Source organism: Actimicrobium sp. GrIS 1.19 (genome assembly GCF_035984655.1).
Lineage (GTDB): Bacteria > Pseudomonadota > Gammaproteobacteria > Burkholderiales > Burkholderiaceae_D > Actimicrobium.
Window position 1 is genome coordinate 125,866 of the sequence record NZ_JAXCHT010000003.1, and the last position, 14,613, is coordinate 140,478.

The window sequence follows — 14,613 nt, forward strand, 5'->3', positions numbered from 1 at the left end:
TACTCTCGCTCCAGCAACAGCGTTTGCTGCGTCGGCCCACGAGCGGCCACGCGCAAGGGAAAACGCGATTGATCAATAACGTAGCAGTCAGGTTTGGCCATCGTCGCAGCACCTGCGCCGGCAAACTGTCGTTTGAAAGAGCATTCGAGTGCATCAAATAAAAAAATCAGGCACCCTTTCGCAATCGATCATCGCATGGCTGTTGTTCCTGTACCCGGTTTCACTCGCGGTCAACAAGACGATGAACGATGTTGTCTCGGTGGCGATCTTTCTCTTTGCCTGCCTGTTCCTGTTGTCGCATGGCGCCGCCCTGAAATCCTGCCTTGCGCGCGCGCGCTGGCTGTGGGTTGGTGCGCTGTGTTTGCCGCTGGCGCTGGCGATCGTCCAGCATTTCGTCCTGCAGCCGCCGCTGCAACTGCGCGACATGGATGACCTGTCGCGCTTCTTTGCCTGCATTCCGGTGTACTTTGCGCTGCTGATCCTGCATCCCCGCATTCGGCCCTTCCTGTGGGGCTGCCTGTTCTTTACCGTCTATACGGTGCCATTGATGCTCTGGCATTTGCATGTGATGGGTCTGGAGCGCGGCATTCTTCCCAATGGTTTCGTCGGAATCATTCCGCACACCTCGCTGGCGCTGATTCTGGGAACACTGGCGCTGACCCTGCTGGTCCAGGCCGACGGCACGATACGCAAGCGCGCCCTGGCGCTGCTGCTCATCGGCTGCACGTTTAGCGTGCCGCTGCTGACACAAACCCGCAGCGGTCTGCTGCTGGCACTTTGCCTCGGCGTGATGGTGTGGGCTCTGTTGCCGAACAAACGCCTGAAGGCACTGGTCTGCGGCACCATTGTTGCGCTGGCAATCATTCTGGTAGTGGTCACCAACAACGTGTTGTGGCCGCGCCCGGATCAGACCCTGGCGGAAATCGAGCAGTACGCGACCCAGGATCGCGGGGTGCTAACCTCGACGACAACCCGCATCGAGCTATGGCGCTTTGCCGGCAAAATGTTCGCGGCCCATCCGCTGCTCGGCGTTGGCAATCACCGCTTTCGGTCGGAGCTGTCGGTGTTCCAGGCCACGGGGAAGACCCCGTCCGATCTGGCCGTCTACTCGCATCCCCACAATGAATTCTTGAAGGCGGCGGCCGAGGGCGGTCTGTTCGGCGCGCTCGGATTGGGGCTGCTGTATTTCGTCCCGCTGGCTGCCGCCCGGCGCCAGTATTTCCGCGCGCCGTCGGCGGCCAACCCGGCCTTGCTGGTTATCGTGGTGGCGATGGGATTCCTGATCGCCGGGCTGGTCGATGTCGTGCTGATCTGGCGCCCGACGATCATGTTTTATGGCCTGGTGATCAGCCTGTTGCTGGTAAAGATGGATCGCGCCGCGGAGCAGGTACCGGCATGATTGTGGTGCATTGCATTTCGCTGCCCGAGCAGCATGACCGGCGTGCCTTCATGCAGCGCCAGTTTGAACAGCTCGGGGTGGCGTCCCGGTTTTTCGACGCGATCCGGGTCAACCTGAACGACGGCTGGCCCGACCTCTATGCGCGCCGGCAACGGCTGGCCCAAAGCGGCGTCGATCTGCGCGCCGGCGAGATGGGCTGCTATCTGAGCCATCGCGGCGTGTGGGCGGAGTTTCTGGCTGGCGCGGACGAGATTTGCCTGGTGCTGGAGGATGATGTTGGCCTCAAGCCCGACTTCGTCGCGGTGGTGGAGGCCTTGTGCGCCGCGCCGCAACAGTGGCAGTTCGTGCGGCTGTTCGCGATGTTTCCGAAACCGGCGTTTCCGGTCATGCGCCTCACCGGCGACCATGTTCTGGTTGACTATCTGGCGCAGCCCAACGGCACCCAGGGATACCTGATCAACCGCGCGGCGGCGCAGCGTTTGCTGCACTACACCGAATCCATGTCGGCCGCGATTGACACGACCCTCGACCGCGACTGGGACCATGGCGTCGAAATCCGCGGCATCGAACCGGCCGTGCTGACCCACGATGAAGCCTTCGAGACAACCCTTGGCCCTGCTGGCAAGGCGCGCCTGTCACTGGGTCAGAAACTCCTGCGCGAATGGCATCGCATCGGTCCCAATCTGCGCAAGGAAATCTGGCGCGCCCAAAAGTCCAGGCGGCTGCGCTCCCTGCAGGCCGATTAGTTACGCGCCCACTCCTGCGCCGCTTGACGGACGTAGGTGCTAGGCGCGTTCTCAAGATCGTCGAAGCTGACGATCTCGTAGGCCTCCGGTTGCGCCAGCAGCGCACGCAACAATTGATTGTTCAGGCCATGCCCGGACTTGTGCGCCACATAGCTGGCCAGCAGCGGATGGCCGATCAGATACAGGTCGCCAATCGCATCGAGGATCTTGTGGCGGACGAACTCGTTGTCGTAACGCAGGCCATCCGAATTCAGGATGCGGTACTCATCCATCACGATCGCGTTTTCGAGCGAGCCGCCGCGCGCCAGGCCAATCCCACGCAACATCTCGACATCCTGCATGAAGCCGAAGGTGCGCGCGCGCGAGATTTCCTTGACATAGGAGTCGAGGCCGAAATCGACTTCGGCGGTCTGGCCGGTGCCATCCACGGCAGGATGGTTGAATTCGATGAAAAACTTCAGCTTGAAGCCGTTCAGCGGTTCCAGCCGCGCCCACTTGCGCTGGGCGCCCTCGCCCTCGGAGACTTCGACGACCTGTTTGATGCGGATGAATTTCTTGGCGACGTTCTGTTCCTGCAGGCCGGCCTGCTGCAGCAGGAATACGAACGATGACGCCGAACCGTCCATGATCGGAATTTCTTCGGCCGTCACGTCGACATACAGATTGTCGATGCCCAGGCCGGCGCAGGCTGACATCAGGTGTTCGACCGTCGAGACCTTGACACCATTGTTGTTCAGCGTCGAGGCCATGCGCGTATCGCCCACGCCCACTGCGCTGGCCGGCAGATCGACGGCCGGATCGAGGTCGACGCGCCGGAAGATGATGCCGGTGTCGGGTGCAGCAGGGCGCAAGGTGAGCGCGACCTTGGTGCCGGAGTGCAGGCCGACGCCGACGGTATGGACCAGCTGCTTGACGGTGCGTTGTTTTAACATGGCGCAATTATAGGGAAAAGACGAAACGAGTAGGTGGCCGGGTAGCCTGGATCTGCGTCATGGCGCACACAAAAAAAATGGCGCATCGCTGCGCCATCGGTTGCGCAGTCCTGAATCAGCCCAGTTGCGCCAGCAGGGTTTCGGCATTCGATACTTCGAACTTGCCGCCTTGCTCCACATTCAGTTGCTTGATAACACCATCGACCACCAGCATCGAATAGCGCTGCGAGCGTGTGCCCATGCCATGTTTGCTGAAATCGGCATCCAGGCCAAGCGCCTTGGTATAGGTTGCGCTGCCATCGCCCATCATGCGAACGATGCCGGTGGCTTTCTGTTCGCGGCCCCAGGCGCCCATGACGAACGCATCATTGACCGAGATGCACCAGATTTCATCGACGCCCTTGGCCTTGAACTCGGCCGCGTGCTGGATATAGCCCGGAACATGCTTGGCCGAACAGGTCGGCGTGTACGCGCCCGGCAAGCCGAAGATCGCAATGGTTTTGCCTTTGGTCAATTCAGCGACGTTGAATACGTTCGGGCCGAGTGAACAACCAGCCGATTCGACTTCGATGAATTCAGCCAGGGAGCCTTCCGGCAGGTGATCGCCAATCTTGATTGTCATGATGGTTTCCTTCGGTGGAGATGAATGGATGGCGGTGATGCTGCGCGCCGTGCCACGTCGACATGCCGCCGACGTGGTGTGCGCAGTATGCCTCGTTCCCCGATTGCGTGCAGCCAGCGGGGCCAGAGGCAGAGTCGACCCCGGTCAGTCCGCCTGCTTGCGCAGGAACGCCGGAATGTCGTAGGTTTCCATGCCATTCTTTTCCAGCGCCCGCACCGTTTCCGAGGCGGATTCGCGACGCCATACTGCCGGCGCCTTCAGACCATCGAACGAACCGGTCGATTTTCCGCTTTGAACCATGCCTGCGTGGGCAGTAATCGGCTCGTTGTGGGTGCCGGTGCGCAGCATCGGCGTTTGCACCAGCTGGACATTCTTGCGGCTGCGGCCCAGGCCGGTGGCAACCACCGTCACGCGGATATCGTCGCCCATCGTGTCGTCATACGCGATCCCTTGCGCGATCGATGCATCCGGCGCGGCGAAGGCACGCACGGTGGCCATGACTTCCTTGATTTCCTTGCCCTTGAGATTGCGGCTGGCGGTGACGTTGACCAGCACGCCACGCGCACCCGACAGGTCGATGCCGTCCAGCAGCGGCGAAGCGACCGCCTGTTCGGCAGCGATCCGCGCACGATCCACGCCAGACGCCGTCGCCGTACCCATCATGGCCTTGCCCTGCTCGCCCATGATGGTCTTGACGTCGTTGAAGTCGACGTTGATATGACCCGGGACATTGATGATCTCGGCAATCCCGGCGACGGCATTGTTGAGCACGTCATCGGCATGCTGCAGCCACTCGATCATGCTGTCGTCTTCGTAGATCTCTTCCAGTTTTTCATTGAGGATGATGATCAGCGAGTCAACGTGCTGGGCCAGCGCTTCCAGACCTTCGTCGGCGATGTCCATGCACTTCTGGCCTTCGTACGAAAACGGCTTCGAGACCACCGCCACCGTCAGCGCGCCTTGTTCCTTGGCGATCTGCGCGATGATCGGCGCCGCACCGGTGCCGGTGCCGCCACCCATGCCGGCGGCGATGAAGACCATGTGCGCGCCGCGCAATGCGTCTTCGATACGGCCGCGCGATTCTTCCGCCAGTTGCCGGCCGACCGCCGGCTTCATGCCTGCGCCCAGACCGGTTTCGCCGATCTGGATGATGTTGTGCGCTTTCGAGTTCTTCAGCGCCTGGGCGTCGGTATTGGCGGCGATGAATTCGACCCCCGAGACGCCCTTGTTGATCATGTGCTGCACGGCGTTGCCACCAGCGCCGCCGATACCGACGACCTTGATCACCGTGCCCAGTGATGCGTTTTCAAGCAATTCGATTTCCATGGCGATTCCTTAAAGTAGGCAGTTTTCAGTCGCCAGGCATCACGTCTTGTGTGAAGCCTGGCAACTGCCAACTGCGGGTGATTCAAATAAAAAAGTTAATAACGTTTTGCGTGAAACGACCTCGTGCTGCGCTGACAATTTGACGCCGGCCGCTCCGGTCGCACTGACCGGATTGACCGACCCACGCGGTCAGAAATTCCCCAAAAACCACTCCTTCATGCGCTGCCAGACGGCCTTCACCGAGCCATCCTGGCGGGTCACGACATGACCGCGCAAATACTGTTTCTTCGCTTCCAGCAGCAGGCCCAGCACGGTCGCGTAACGCGGACTGCGCACGACGTCGGCGAGCTGGCCGCTGTACTCAGGCGTGCCCAGCCGGGCCGGCTTGAGGAAAATATCTTCGGCCAGTTCGACCATGCCCGGCATCATCGCCGAGCCACCGGTGAGCACGATGCCCGATGACAGCACCTCTTCGTAGCCGGATTCGCGCACTACCTGGTGCACCAGGGCGAACAGCTCTTCGATGCGCGGCTCGATCACGGCGGCCAGCGCCTGGCGCGACAGGGTGCGCGGTCCGCGATCACCGAGGCCCGGGACTTCGAGGGTTTCGCCGGGATCGGCCAGCACCTGCTTGGCGACGCCATAGCGCAGTTTGATTTCTTCGGCTTCGGAAGTCGGTGTGCGCAACGCCATCGCGATGTCGTTGGTGATCTGGTCGCCGGCGATCGGGATCACTGCGGTATGGCGGATCGCGCCTTCGGTGAAGATGGCCACGTCGGTGGTGCCGCCGCCGATGTCGATGAGCACCACGCCGAGTTCCTTTTCGTCCGGTGTCAGCACCGCATCGGCCGAGGCCATCGGTTGCAGGATCAGGTCCGATACTTCGAGACCGCAGCGACGCACGCACTTGACGATGTTCTGCACCGCTGACACGGCGCCGGTGACGATGTGCACTTTGACTTCGAGTCGGATGCCGCTCATGCCGATTGGTTCACGCACGTCTTCCTGGTTGTCGACGATGAATTCCTGCGGCACCGTATGCAGCAATTGCTGGTCGGTCGGGATGTTGACGGCCTTCGCGGTTTCGATCACGCGCGCGACATCGGCCGCCGTCACTTCCTTGTCCTTGATGGCGACCATGCCACTGGAATTGAAGCTGCGGATATGACTGCCGGCGATGCCGGCGTAGACGTTGCGGATTTTGCAGTCGGCCATCAGCTCGGCTTCTTCCAGCGCGCGCTGAATCGATTCGACGGTCGCTTCGATATTGACGACCACGCCTTTCTTCAAACCTTTCGATTCGTGCTGGCCCAGTCCGATGACTTCGTGGCGTCCACTGGGCATCACCTCGGCAACGACGGCCACCACTTTGGAGGTGCCGATATCGAGTCCGACGATCAGGTTTTTTGCGTCTTTTGTCATGTTGTTCCGCTTGCTGTTTTGGTACTGCCAGGTCGTTTCGGGTGGTTGGTTGGTGCCGGTTTTTTCGGTGTATTGGCGTCCGGTGCGAACACCATGCCGCTGGCCTTGAGCGCCATGCCGTTCGGATAGCGCATGTCGATGCGCTCGATGCGGTCCTGCAGGCGCGCCACCAGCTGTGGATAAATGCCGGTCAGTCGGGCGACGCGTTCTTTCAATGTGGTGGCGGTCTGTTCGCGGCCCAGTTCCACCACCATGCCGTTGTTGAGCGTGACCGCCCACGCATAGCGACTCGACAGCGTCAATGCCTCGGGCGCCAGATTGGCAGCGGCAAACCAGGTGCGCAGATCGAAGAAGCGTGCCACGACTTCCTTTTCGCTGCCTTCCGGTCCGCTGAAAGCAGGCAGTTCGCCGGCTTCTTCCGCTTCGGCCAGGTTGGCGGTAAACACATCGCCCTGCACCGAGATCAGGCGACCTTCATCACCCCAGGTACCCAGCGTCTGATGTTCTTCCAGCGTCACCACAAGGCGGTTCGGCCATTCACGCCGGACGGTCGCCTTGTGCACCCACGGCACCGCCTCGAAGGCCTGCCGCACCACATCCAGATTGGCCGTAAAGAAGTTGCCGCGAATGCGCGGCAGGGCCGAGCTCTTGATGGTCAATGGATTGACATGCAGCAGTGCGGCATCGGCCACACCTTCGACGCGAATCACCTTCAGCGTGAACATCGGCCGCTGCGCAATCCACCAGACCCCGGCTGAAAGCAGGACGAGCATCAGCGCACCGAGCAACAGGTTGGCGCTTGCGTTGAGCATTTTGATGTCGTGCCACATGATCGGGGTCGGCGCTCCGGGTTAAGGGGTGATGACGGCGTGCAGCCGCGCTGTGTTGAGAATGGCGATGCACAGGTCTTCATACGCCATGCCCTCGGCCTTGCCCGCCATCGGCACCAGCGAATGACCGGTCATGCCGGGCGAGGTGTTGATCTCCAGTAGAAACGGCGCGTCATCGTCGGCGCGCAACATGATGTCGACGCGGGCCCAGCCGGAGCAGCCGATGGCGTTGAAGGCACGCACGGCGATGTCCTGCAGATGCAATGTCAGCGCGGCATCGAGCGGCGCCGGGCACAGGTATTGGGTGTCGTCGCTGAAGTACTTGTGCTGGTAATCGTAGTTGCCGTCCGGGGCGCGGATCTCGACAATCGGCAAGGCCCGTGCGTGATGGCCTGAACCCAGCACCGGCACCGTGACTTCACGGCCGGTGATGAATTCCTCGGCCAGCACGACGCGGTCATAGGTGGCGCACAGGGCGAATCCGGCATGCATGTCGGCAGCGTCATTGACCTTGCTGATGCCCAGCGTCGAGCCTTCATGCGGCGCCTTCAGCATCAGCGGCAAACCGAGTTCGTCCGGCACGTCCTGCAACACGTCGTCCGGCGTATCCACATCCAGCACCAGGAAACGCGGCGTTGGCAGATCGTGGCTGAGCCAGATGCGCTTGGTCATGACCTTGTCCATCGCAATCGCCGACGCCATCACGCCGGAGCCGGTGTAAGGCACGCCAAGCTGTTCCAGCGCGCCCTGCATGGTGCCGTCTTCACCGAAGCGGCCATGCAATGCGATGAAGACCCGGTCGAATTTTTCGGCGGCCAGTTCGGCCAGCGACCGTTCGGCCGGATCGAAGGCGTGCGCATCAATGCCTCTGCTTTTCAGCGCGGCCAGTACGCCGTTGCCGGACATGAGCGAGACCTCACGTTCGGCCGAACGGCCTCCCATCAAGACGCCGACCTTGCCGAATTGCTGCGGATTGTTCGCTGTGTTCATGGTGTTTCCTGTTTGCTGCGCTGGACCAGTTTTGCCGGCACGCCATTAATCGACCCGGCGCCCATGGTGATGACCACGTCGCCGTCCCTGATGATGTTCAAAATCGTGTCCGGCATGTCGGCGATCTGCTCGACAAATACCGGCTCCACCTTGCCGGCCACGCGCAAGGCATGTGCCAGCGCGCGCCCGTCAGCGGCAATGATCGGCTGCTCGCCGGCCGCATACACCTCGGCCAGCACCAGCGCGTCGGTACTCGAGAGCACCCGCACGAAGTCCTCGAACAGATCGCGGGTGCGGGTGAAGCGGTGCGGCTGGAACGCCAACACCAGCCGGCGCCCCGGGTAGGCGCCGCGCGCGGCCGACAGCGTCGCCGCAGTTTCGACCGGATGATGGCCGTAGTCGTCGACCAGCGCGTACGTGCCGCCCGGCTTGCCATCGACGCCAGCAATGGCAAGTTCGCCATAGCGCGTGAAACGCCGTCCGACCCCGTTGAATTCGGCCAGCGCCTTCTGGGTCGCCGTATCGGCCACGCTCAACTCGCGCGCGATCGCAATTGCCGCGCAGGCATTCTGGATGTTGTGCATGCCGGGCTGGTTCAGGCGCACCGGCATGTCAGGATAGCCGCGCTGCACCACGGTGAAATGCATGTGCGTGTCGACCGCCATGGCATCGATGGCGCGCACGTCGGCATCGGCATGAAAGCCATAGGTGACGATCGGCTTGGACACCTGCGGCATGATTTCGCGCACGTTGGCGTCGTCGATGCACAGCACCGCCACGCCATAAAACGGCAGGCGCTGGGTGAACTCGACGAAGGCCTGCTTGAGCTTGCCGAAATCATGCCCGTAGGTTTCCATGTGGTCGGCGTCGATGTTGGTGATGACTTCGATCACCGGCGACAGATTCAGGAACGAGGCGTCGGATTCGTCGGCCTCGGCCACGATGAAATCGCCGGCGCCGAGCTTGGCATTCGCACCGGCGCTGGTGAGACGCCCGCCGATGACGAAGGTGGGATCGAGTCCGCCCTCGGCCAGCACGCTCGCCACCAGACTGGTGGTGGTGGTCTTGCCGTGCGTGCCGGCGATCGCAATGCCACGCTTCAGGCGCATCAGTTCGGCCAGCATGACTGCGCGCGGCACCACCGGAAGGTGCCGCTCGCGCGCGGCGACGACCTCCGGATTGTCTTCCTTGACAGCGGTCGACGTGACGATGGCATCGGCTCCGCCGAGGTTGCCGGCGGCGTGACCGAGCATGACGGTGGCACCGAGGTCGACCAGCCGCCGCGTCGCGGTATTGCTGCCGAGGTCGGAGCCGGAAATCGTGTAGCCGAGGTTGAGCAACACTTCGGCAATGCCGCTCATGCCGCTGCCGCCGATGCCGACGAAATGAATGTGTTTGACTTTATGTTTCATGCGGTTGCCACTTGTTCAAGGATGCGTGCGATGGCCTCGTTGGCCTCGCGCCGTCCGTTGTCATACGCTGCCTGGGCCATCGTGGCGCAGCGCGCACGGGTGATGGTCAGGAATAATTGGGCCAGCTTGTCGGCGCTCAACTCGCTTTGCGGCAAATGGATCGCTGCCTGCTGGTTGGCCATCCAGCGCGCGTTGTCACGCTGATGCGTGGTGGTCGAGGCCAGCAGCGGCACCAGTATGCTGGCGACACCGGCGGCGGTCAGCTCCGACAGCGTGATCGCACCGGCGCGGCAGATCACCAGATCGGCCGCGGCGTAGCGGCGCGGCATGTCGTCGATGAAGGCGAGCACTTCTGCTACGACGCCAAGCCGGGCATACGCCGCCTGCAGTGCTGCAATGTGCTGCTTGCCGGATTGATGCGTCACCTGCGGACGCTGCTCCAGCGGGATCAACGCCAGCGCCGCGGGCAGCGCTTCGTTCAAGACTTTTGCGCCGAGACTGCCGCCCACGACCAGCAGTTGCAGGACGCCGCTGCGCCCGGCATAGCGCACGGCGGGCAGCGGCAGCTGCAGGATTTCGGCGCGCACCGGATTGCCGGTGACGACCGCCTTGCCGGCGGCTCGCCCGAAGTCGGCCGGAAAGCCGAACAGGACGCGTTGCGCGAACGGCGCCAGCGTCTTGTTCGACAGCAGGAGCGCTGCGTCGGCATTCTGCAAAACCAGCGGCACGCCGCGCAGGCGCGCCATCAAACCGCCCGGCACCGTCACGTAGCCGCCCATGCCGAGCACCACGTCGGGCTTGCGGCGCGCCAGAATGCGCAGGCAGGTGGCAAAACTCGCCACCAGTTGCCAAGCGCCGCGTACGGTGTGTTGCCAGCCCTTGCCGCGCAAGCCGCCGAAGGCAATCTTGTCCATCTCGATGCCGTGTTGCGGCACCAGCTCGCGCTCCATGCCGTGCTCGGTGCCGAGCCAGCTGACCTGCCAGCCGCGCGCGCGCATCGTAGCCGCGATCGCCAGTCCGGGGAAGATGTGCCCGCCAGTGCCGGCGGCCATGATCATCAGCTTCTTCATACCCGGCCTCCGCGCATGCGCAGGCGGTTTTCGTAATCGATGCGCAGCAGGATGGCCAGGCCGACGCAGTTGATCAGCACGCCGGAGCCGCCATAACTCATCAGCGGCAGCGTCAGGCCCTTGGTTGGCAGCAGACCGAGATTGACACCCATGTTGATGAAGGCCTGGACCCCGATCCAGATGCCGATGCCCTTGGCGGTCAATCCCGCGAAGGTCAGGTCGATGGCAATCGCCTGGCGGCCGATGTCGAACGACCGCTTGACGAGCCAGTAGAACATCACCACCACCACCAGCACGCCGACAAAACCGAGTTCCTCGCCAATCACCGCCAGCAGGAAGTCGGTATGCGCTTCCGGCAGATAGTGCAGCTTTTCGACACTGCCGCCGAGGCCGACACCGAACAGTTCGCCGCGCCCGAAGGCGATCAGCGAATGCGACAGCTGATACGCCTTGCCGAGGGAGTTTTCTTCGGTCCACGGATTCAGATAGGCAAAGATCCGTTCCCGTCGCCATGGCGACAGCATGATCACCAGACTGAAGGTTGCCACCAGCGTGGCGCCGATACCGCCGAACCAGATCCCGTTGATACCGCCCAAGAACAGGATGCCCATCGCGATGCAGACGATCACGCCGAAGGCGCCCAGATCGGGCTCGAGCAGCAGCAGCAGGCCGACACAGCCGACTGCTGCGGCCATCGGCAGGAAACCCTTGGTCAGCTTGTGCATGAACTGCTGCTTGCGCACGGTGTAGTCGGCTGCATACAGCACCACGAACAGTTTCATCAATTCGGACGGTTGCAGGTTGAAGACCTTGAACGACAACCAGCGCTTGGCGCCGTTGACGCCTTTGCCGATACCCGGGATCAGCACCAGCAGCAACAGGATCAGCGTACCGACGAACAGATACGGTGCCCAGCGCTGCCACGTCTCGATGCGCACGCGGAAGGCCAGCAAGCCGGCAAACAACGAGATCGCGATGAAGCTGGCCTGGCGGATCAGGAAATGGGCGTTTTTATAGTGCGCGTATTTGGGCGAGTCCGGCAGCGAGATCGACGCCGAATACACCATCACCATGCCAAACAGCATCAGCAACAGCACCACCCAGACCAGTGGCTGGTCGTATTCCATCATGGTCGAGCGCTGCGTCTGCGCACGCGCTGGCGGGGTACTGTCAGCACCGAACAATGGCAGGGCGAATTTCATGCGACCACCTCGCCGCGCGCCAGGGCAAGCTCACGCACCGCGTCGCCGAACACAGCGGCGCGGTGCACGTAGCTGGTGAACATGTCAAAACTGGCGCAGGCGGGCGACAGCAGCACCGCATCGCCCGGTTGTGCAATGGCTGCCGCGCGCTCGACCGCCTGTTCGAGCGAGTCGCAATCGATCAGCGCGACATCGCCGTCGAGCGCCGCGCGCAGCACTGCGGCATCCTTGCCGATCAACAGGACCGTACGGACATGACGCGCCACCGGCGCGGCCAGCGGACTGAAATCCTGTCCCTTGCCTTCGCCACCGGCGATCAGCACCAGCTTGCCATGCAGTTCCTGACCAAGTCCCTTCAAGGCGGCCACGGTGGCGCCGACATTGGTGCCCTTGCTGTCGTCGTACCACGCCACCTCACCGATGGTCGCGATTAACTCGACCCGATGCGGCTCACCGTGGTAATCACGCAAACCGTGCAGCAACGGCGCCAGCGGCAGACCGATGGCGCGGCACAGTGCCAGCGCGGCCAGGGTATTGACGGCATTATGCTGGCCACGGATTTTCAGTGCGTCGGATGGCATCAGACGGTTGGTGCTGACTGCGACTGCTTCGCCGGGATGTTTTTTGCTGCGCTTTTTCTCGGGCTCATCCGCCGCGACAGCCTGCGCCAGCCACTGCATGCCATTGTCATTGATCAGGCCGAACGAATCCGGCGTGGCCGCCTCATCACTGCCGAAGGTGACCAGCGGCGCCAGCGGCGAGGCCATCGCCATCACCAGGGCATCGTCGCGGTTCAGTACGCGGATCGTGTTCGGCCCGAAGATGCGCGCCTTGTCGGCGGCATAGGCGGCGAAATCGCCGTGCCAGTCGAGATGGTCTTGCGTGACATTGAGCACGGTCGCGGCATCGGCCTGCAGGCTGTGCGTGGTGTGCAACTGAAAGCTCGATAACTCCAGCACCCAGACTTGCGGCAGCGCGGCGGCTGCCAGCGCATTGCGCAGAACATCCAGCGCGGCCGGGCTGATGTTGCCGGCGACCTGCACCGTCATGCCGGCGCGTTCGCACAGCAGGCCGACCAGGCTGGTGACGGTGGTCTTGCCATTGGTGCCAGTAATGGCGAGCACGTTCGGCGCGTAGCCGGTCTGCGTGCGCAATGCCGCCAGCGCTTGCGCGAACAGTTCAATTTCGCCCCACACCGGAATGGCCCGTTCGGCCGCTGCCGGCAGGATCGCGGCCAGCTCGCGCTGCGGCGCCAGACCGGGACTCACCGCCACGACATCGATCTGGTCCAGCAGCTCGGCGGAAAAGGCTCCGGCATGGAACGTGACATCAGGCAGCGCGGCGCGCAAGACGGTCAGGCGCTCTGGCGCGGCGCGTGTGTCGGCCACGCGCACGGTCGCGCCGCACTGTGCCAGCCACAACGCCATTGCCAGTCCGGACTCGCCGAGTCCAAGCACCAGTACCTGTTTGCCTGTGTAATCCATCGCCTCGCTTACCGTAACTTCAATGTCGACAAACCGAACAGCACCAGAATCATCGTGATGATCCAGAAACGCACGACGACCTGGGTTTCTTTCCAGCCCTTTTGCTCGAAATGGTGATGCAGCGGGGCCATCAGCAAGACCCGCCGGCCCACCCCGAAACGCTTTTTGGTGTACTTGAAGTACAGCACCTGCACCATCACTGACAGCGTTTCGACCACGAAGATGCCACCCATGATGAACAACACGATCTCCTGGCGCACGATCACGGCAACGGTGCCCAGCGCACCCCCCAGTGCCAGTGCGCCGACGTCGCCCATGAAAACCTGCGCGGGGTGGGCGTTGTACCAAAGGAAGGCCAGTCCCGCGCCAGCCATCGCGCCACAAAAAATCAACAGCTCGCCGGCACCCGGAATGTGCGGGATGAACAGATAGCGGGAATAGGCGGCATTGCCGGTCAGATAGGCAAAGATACCCAGCGCGGTGCCCACCATTACCGTCGGCATGATCGCCAGGCCGTCGAGGCCATCAGTCAGATTCACCGCGTTGCTGGTGCCGACGATCACGAAATAGGTCAGCGCGATGAAGCCCCAGACGCCGAGCGGATACGTGACGGTCTTGAAAAACGGCACGATCAGATCGGCCTTCGGCGGCAGGTCGAGCGCGAATCCGGACTGGATCCAGGCGACGAACAGCTCCAGAAATTTCGACGTGCTGGGCGCTGACACCGAAAAGGCCAGGTACAGCGCCGCGGAGATGCCAATCACCGATTGCCAGAAATATTTTTCGCGCGACGACATGCCGTTCGGGTCCTTGTAGACCACCTTGCGGTAATCATCGACCCAGCCGATCGCTCCGAAACCCAGCGTCACCACCAGCACTGGCCAGATAAAGCGGTTGCTCAGATCAGCCCAGAGCAGCGTCGAGACGCCGATTGAAATCAGGATCAGCAATCCACCCATGGTGGGCGTGCCGCTCTTGATCAGGTGTGACTGCGGGCCATCCTGGCGCACCGACTGGCCGACCTTCAGATGCGCCAGCATGCGGATCACGGCGGGCCCGCAAATCAGGCCGATCGCCAGCGCCGTCAAGGTCGCGAACGTGGCACGGAACGTGATGAAGTTGAAGACACGCAATGGGCCGACGTCTTGTTGAAAATATTGGGCGAGCCAGAGCAGCAT

General features: G+C 62.5%; 13 protein-coding genes. 2 read left to right on the forward strand and 11 right to left on the reverse strand.

Translation table 11 applies throughout. The features are described from left to right. Window positions 1–148 precede the first annotated feature (148 nt). Both RCH09_RS03840 and RCH09_RS03845 read left to right on the forward strand, forming a co-directional pair. On the forward strand, window positions 149–1,399 hold the full coding sequence (locus RCH09_RS03840) for an O-antigen ligase family protein (protein WP_326939725.1): 1,251 nt from the start codon (window positions 149–151) through the stop codon (window positions 1,397–1,399). Further along, on the forward strand, window positions 1,396–2,145 hold the full coding sequence (locus tag RCH09_RS03845; protein WP_326939726.1) for a glycosyltransferase family 25 protein: 750 nt from the start codon (window positions 1,396–1,398) through the stop codon (window positions 2,143–2,145). Before RCH09_RS03840 ends, RCH09_RS03845 begins: the two co-directional genes overlap by 4 nt. Here RCH09_RS03845 and lpxC read toward each other — a convergent pair. The 11 genes from lpxC to mraY form a co-directional block, all read right to left on the reverse strand. Continuing rightward, the gene (gene lpxC, locus RCH09_RS03850; RefSeq protein WP_326939727.1) at window positions 2,142–3,077 is read right to left on the reverse strand and encodes a UDP-3-O-acyl-N-acetylglucosamine deacetylase; all 936 of its coding nucleotides are present in this window, start codon (window positions 3,075–3,077) and stop codon (window positions 2,142–2,144) included. The two genes, RCH09_RS03845 and lpxC, sit on opposite strands and share 4 nt — an antisense overlap. Before the next feature lie 115 nt (window positions 3,078–3,192). After that, entirely contained in the window at window positions 3,193–3,699 is a 507-nt protein-coding gene (locus RCH09_RS03855) for a peroxiredoxin (protein ID WP_326939728.1), read from the reverse strand. Window positions 3,700–3,843: 144 nt separating this feature from the next. After that, window positions 3,844–5,025, reverse strand: coding sequence for a cell division protein FtsZ (gene ftsZ, locus RCH09_RS03860; protein ID WP_326939729.1), 1,182 nt, complete (start codon window positions 5,023–5,025; stop codon window positions 3,844–3,846). 189 nt (window positions 5,026–5,214) lie between these two features. Next, window positions 5,215–6,447, reverse strand: coding sequence for a cell division protein FtsA (ftsA, locus tag RCH09_RS03865; RefSeq protein WP_326939730.1), 1,233 nt, complete (start codon window positions 6,445–6,447; stop codon window positions 5,215–5,217). Further along, window positions 6,444–7,277 carry a cell division protein FtsQ/DivIB gene (locus RCH09_RS03870; RefSeq protein ID WP_326939731.1) on the reverse strand — a complete coding sequence of 278 codons (834 nt, stop codon included), beginning with the start codon at window positions 7,275–7,277 and terminating at the stop codon, window positions 6,444–6,446. The genes ftsA and RCH09_RS03870 overlap by 4 nt, the downstream gene beginning before the upstream one ends. Before the next feature lie 21 nt (window positions 7,278–7,298). Next, complete coding sequence (locus RCH09_RS03875; RefSeq protein ID WP_326939732.1) at window positions 7,299–8,267, reverse strand: D-alanine--D-alanine ligase; 969 nt, start codon at window positions 8,265–8,267, stop codon at window positions 7,299–7,301. Next, on the reverse strand, window positions 8,264–9,679 hold the full coding sequence (gene murC / locus RCH09_RS03880) for a UDP-N-acetylmuramate--L-alanine ligase (protein ID WP_326939733.1): 1,416 nt from the start codon (window positions 9,677–9,679) through the stop codon (window positions 8,264–8,266). Before murC ends, RCH09_RS03875 begins: the two co-directional genes overlap by 4 nt. Next, a complete protein-coding gene (gene murG, locus RCH09_RS03885) occupies window positions 9,676–10,749 on the reverse strand; it encodes an undecaprenyldiphospho-muramoylpentapeptide beta-N-acetylglucosaminyltransferase (protein WP_326939734.1) in 1,074 nt (357 codons plus the stop codon). Before murG ends, murC begins: the two co-directional genes overlap by 4 nt. Then, the gene (gene ftsW / locus RCH09_RS03890; protein ID WP_326939735.1) at window positions 10,746–11,951 is read right to left on the reverse strand and encodes a putative lipid II flippase FtsW; all 1,206 of its coding nucleotides are present in this window, start codon (window positions 11,949–11,951) and stop codon (window positions 10,746–10,748) included. Before ftsW ends, murG begins: the two co-directional genes overlap by 4 nt. After that, the gene (gene murD / locus RCH09_RS03895) at window positions 11,948–13,435 is read right to left on the reverse strand and encodes a UDP-N-acetylmuramoyl-L-alanine--D-glutamate ligase (protein ID WP_326939736.1); all 1,488 of its coding nucleotides are present in this window, start codon (window positions 13,433–13,435) and stop codon (window positions 11,948–11,950) included. The genes ftsW and murD overlap by 4 nt, the downstream gene beginning before the upstream one ends. A gap of 8 nt (window positions 13,436–13,443) precedes the next feature. Further along, a complete protein-coding gene (gene mraY, locus RCH09_RS03900) occupies window positions 13,444–14,613 on the reverse strand; it encodes a phospho-N-acetylmuramoyl-pentapeptide-transferase (protein WP_326939737.1) in 1,170 nt (389 codons plus the stop codon).

Bases quoted from the DNA above. Each gene is read 5' to 3' on its own strand.
- mraY (WP_326939737.1), bottom strand. From the start codon at position 14,613: ATGCTGCTCTGGCTCGCCCAATATTTTCAACAAGACGTCGGCCCATTG.
- murD (WP_326939736.1), bottom strand. From the start codon at position 13,435: ATGGATTACACAGGCAAACAGGTACTGGTGCTTGGACTCGGCGAGTCC.
- murG (WP_326939734.1), bottom strand. From the start codon at position 10,749: ATGAAGAAGCTGATGATCATGGCCGCCGGCACTGGCGGGCACATCTTC.
- lpxC (WP_326939727.1), bottom strand. From the start codon at position 3,077: ATGTTAAAACAACGCACCGTCAAGCAGCTGGTCCATACCGTCGGCGTC.
- RCH09_RS03845 (WP_326939726.1), top strand. From the start codon at position 1,396: ATGATTGTGGTGCATTGCATTTCGCTGCCCGAGCAGCATGACCGGCGT.
- ftsW (WP_326939735.1), bottom strand. From the start codon at position 11,951: ATGAAATTCGCCCTGCCATTGTTCGGTGCTGACAGTACCCCGCCAGCG.
- RCH09_RS03870 (WP_326939731.1), bottom strand. From the start codon at position 7,277: ATGTGGCACGACATCAAAATGCTCAACGCAAGCGCCAACCTGTTGCTC.
- RCH09_RS03875 (WP_326939732.1), bottom strand. From the start codon at position 8,267: ATGAACACAGCGAACAATCCGCAGCAATTCGGCAAGGTCGGCGTCTTG.
- ftsZ (WP_326939729.1), bottom strand. From the start codon at position 5,025: ATGGAAATCGAATTGCTTGAAAACGCATCACTGGGCACGGTGATCAAG.
- ftsA (WP_326939730.1), bottom strand. From the start codon at position 6,447: ATGACAAAAGACGCAAAAAACCTGATCGTCGGACTCGATATCGGCACC.
- murC (WP_326939733.1), bottom strand. From the start codon at position 9,679: ATGAAACATAAAGTCAAACACATTCATTTCGTCGGCATCGGCGGCAGC.
- RCH09_RS03855 (WP_326939728.1), bottom strand. From the start codon at position 3,699: ATGACAATCAAGATTGGCGATCACCTGCCGGAAGGCTCCCTGGCTGAA.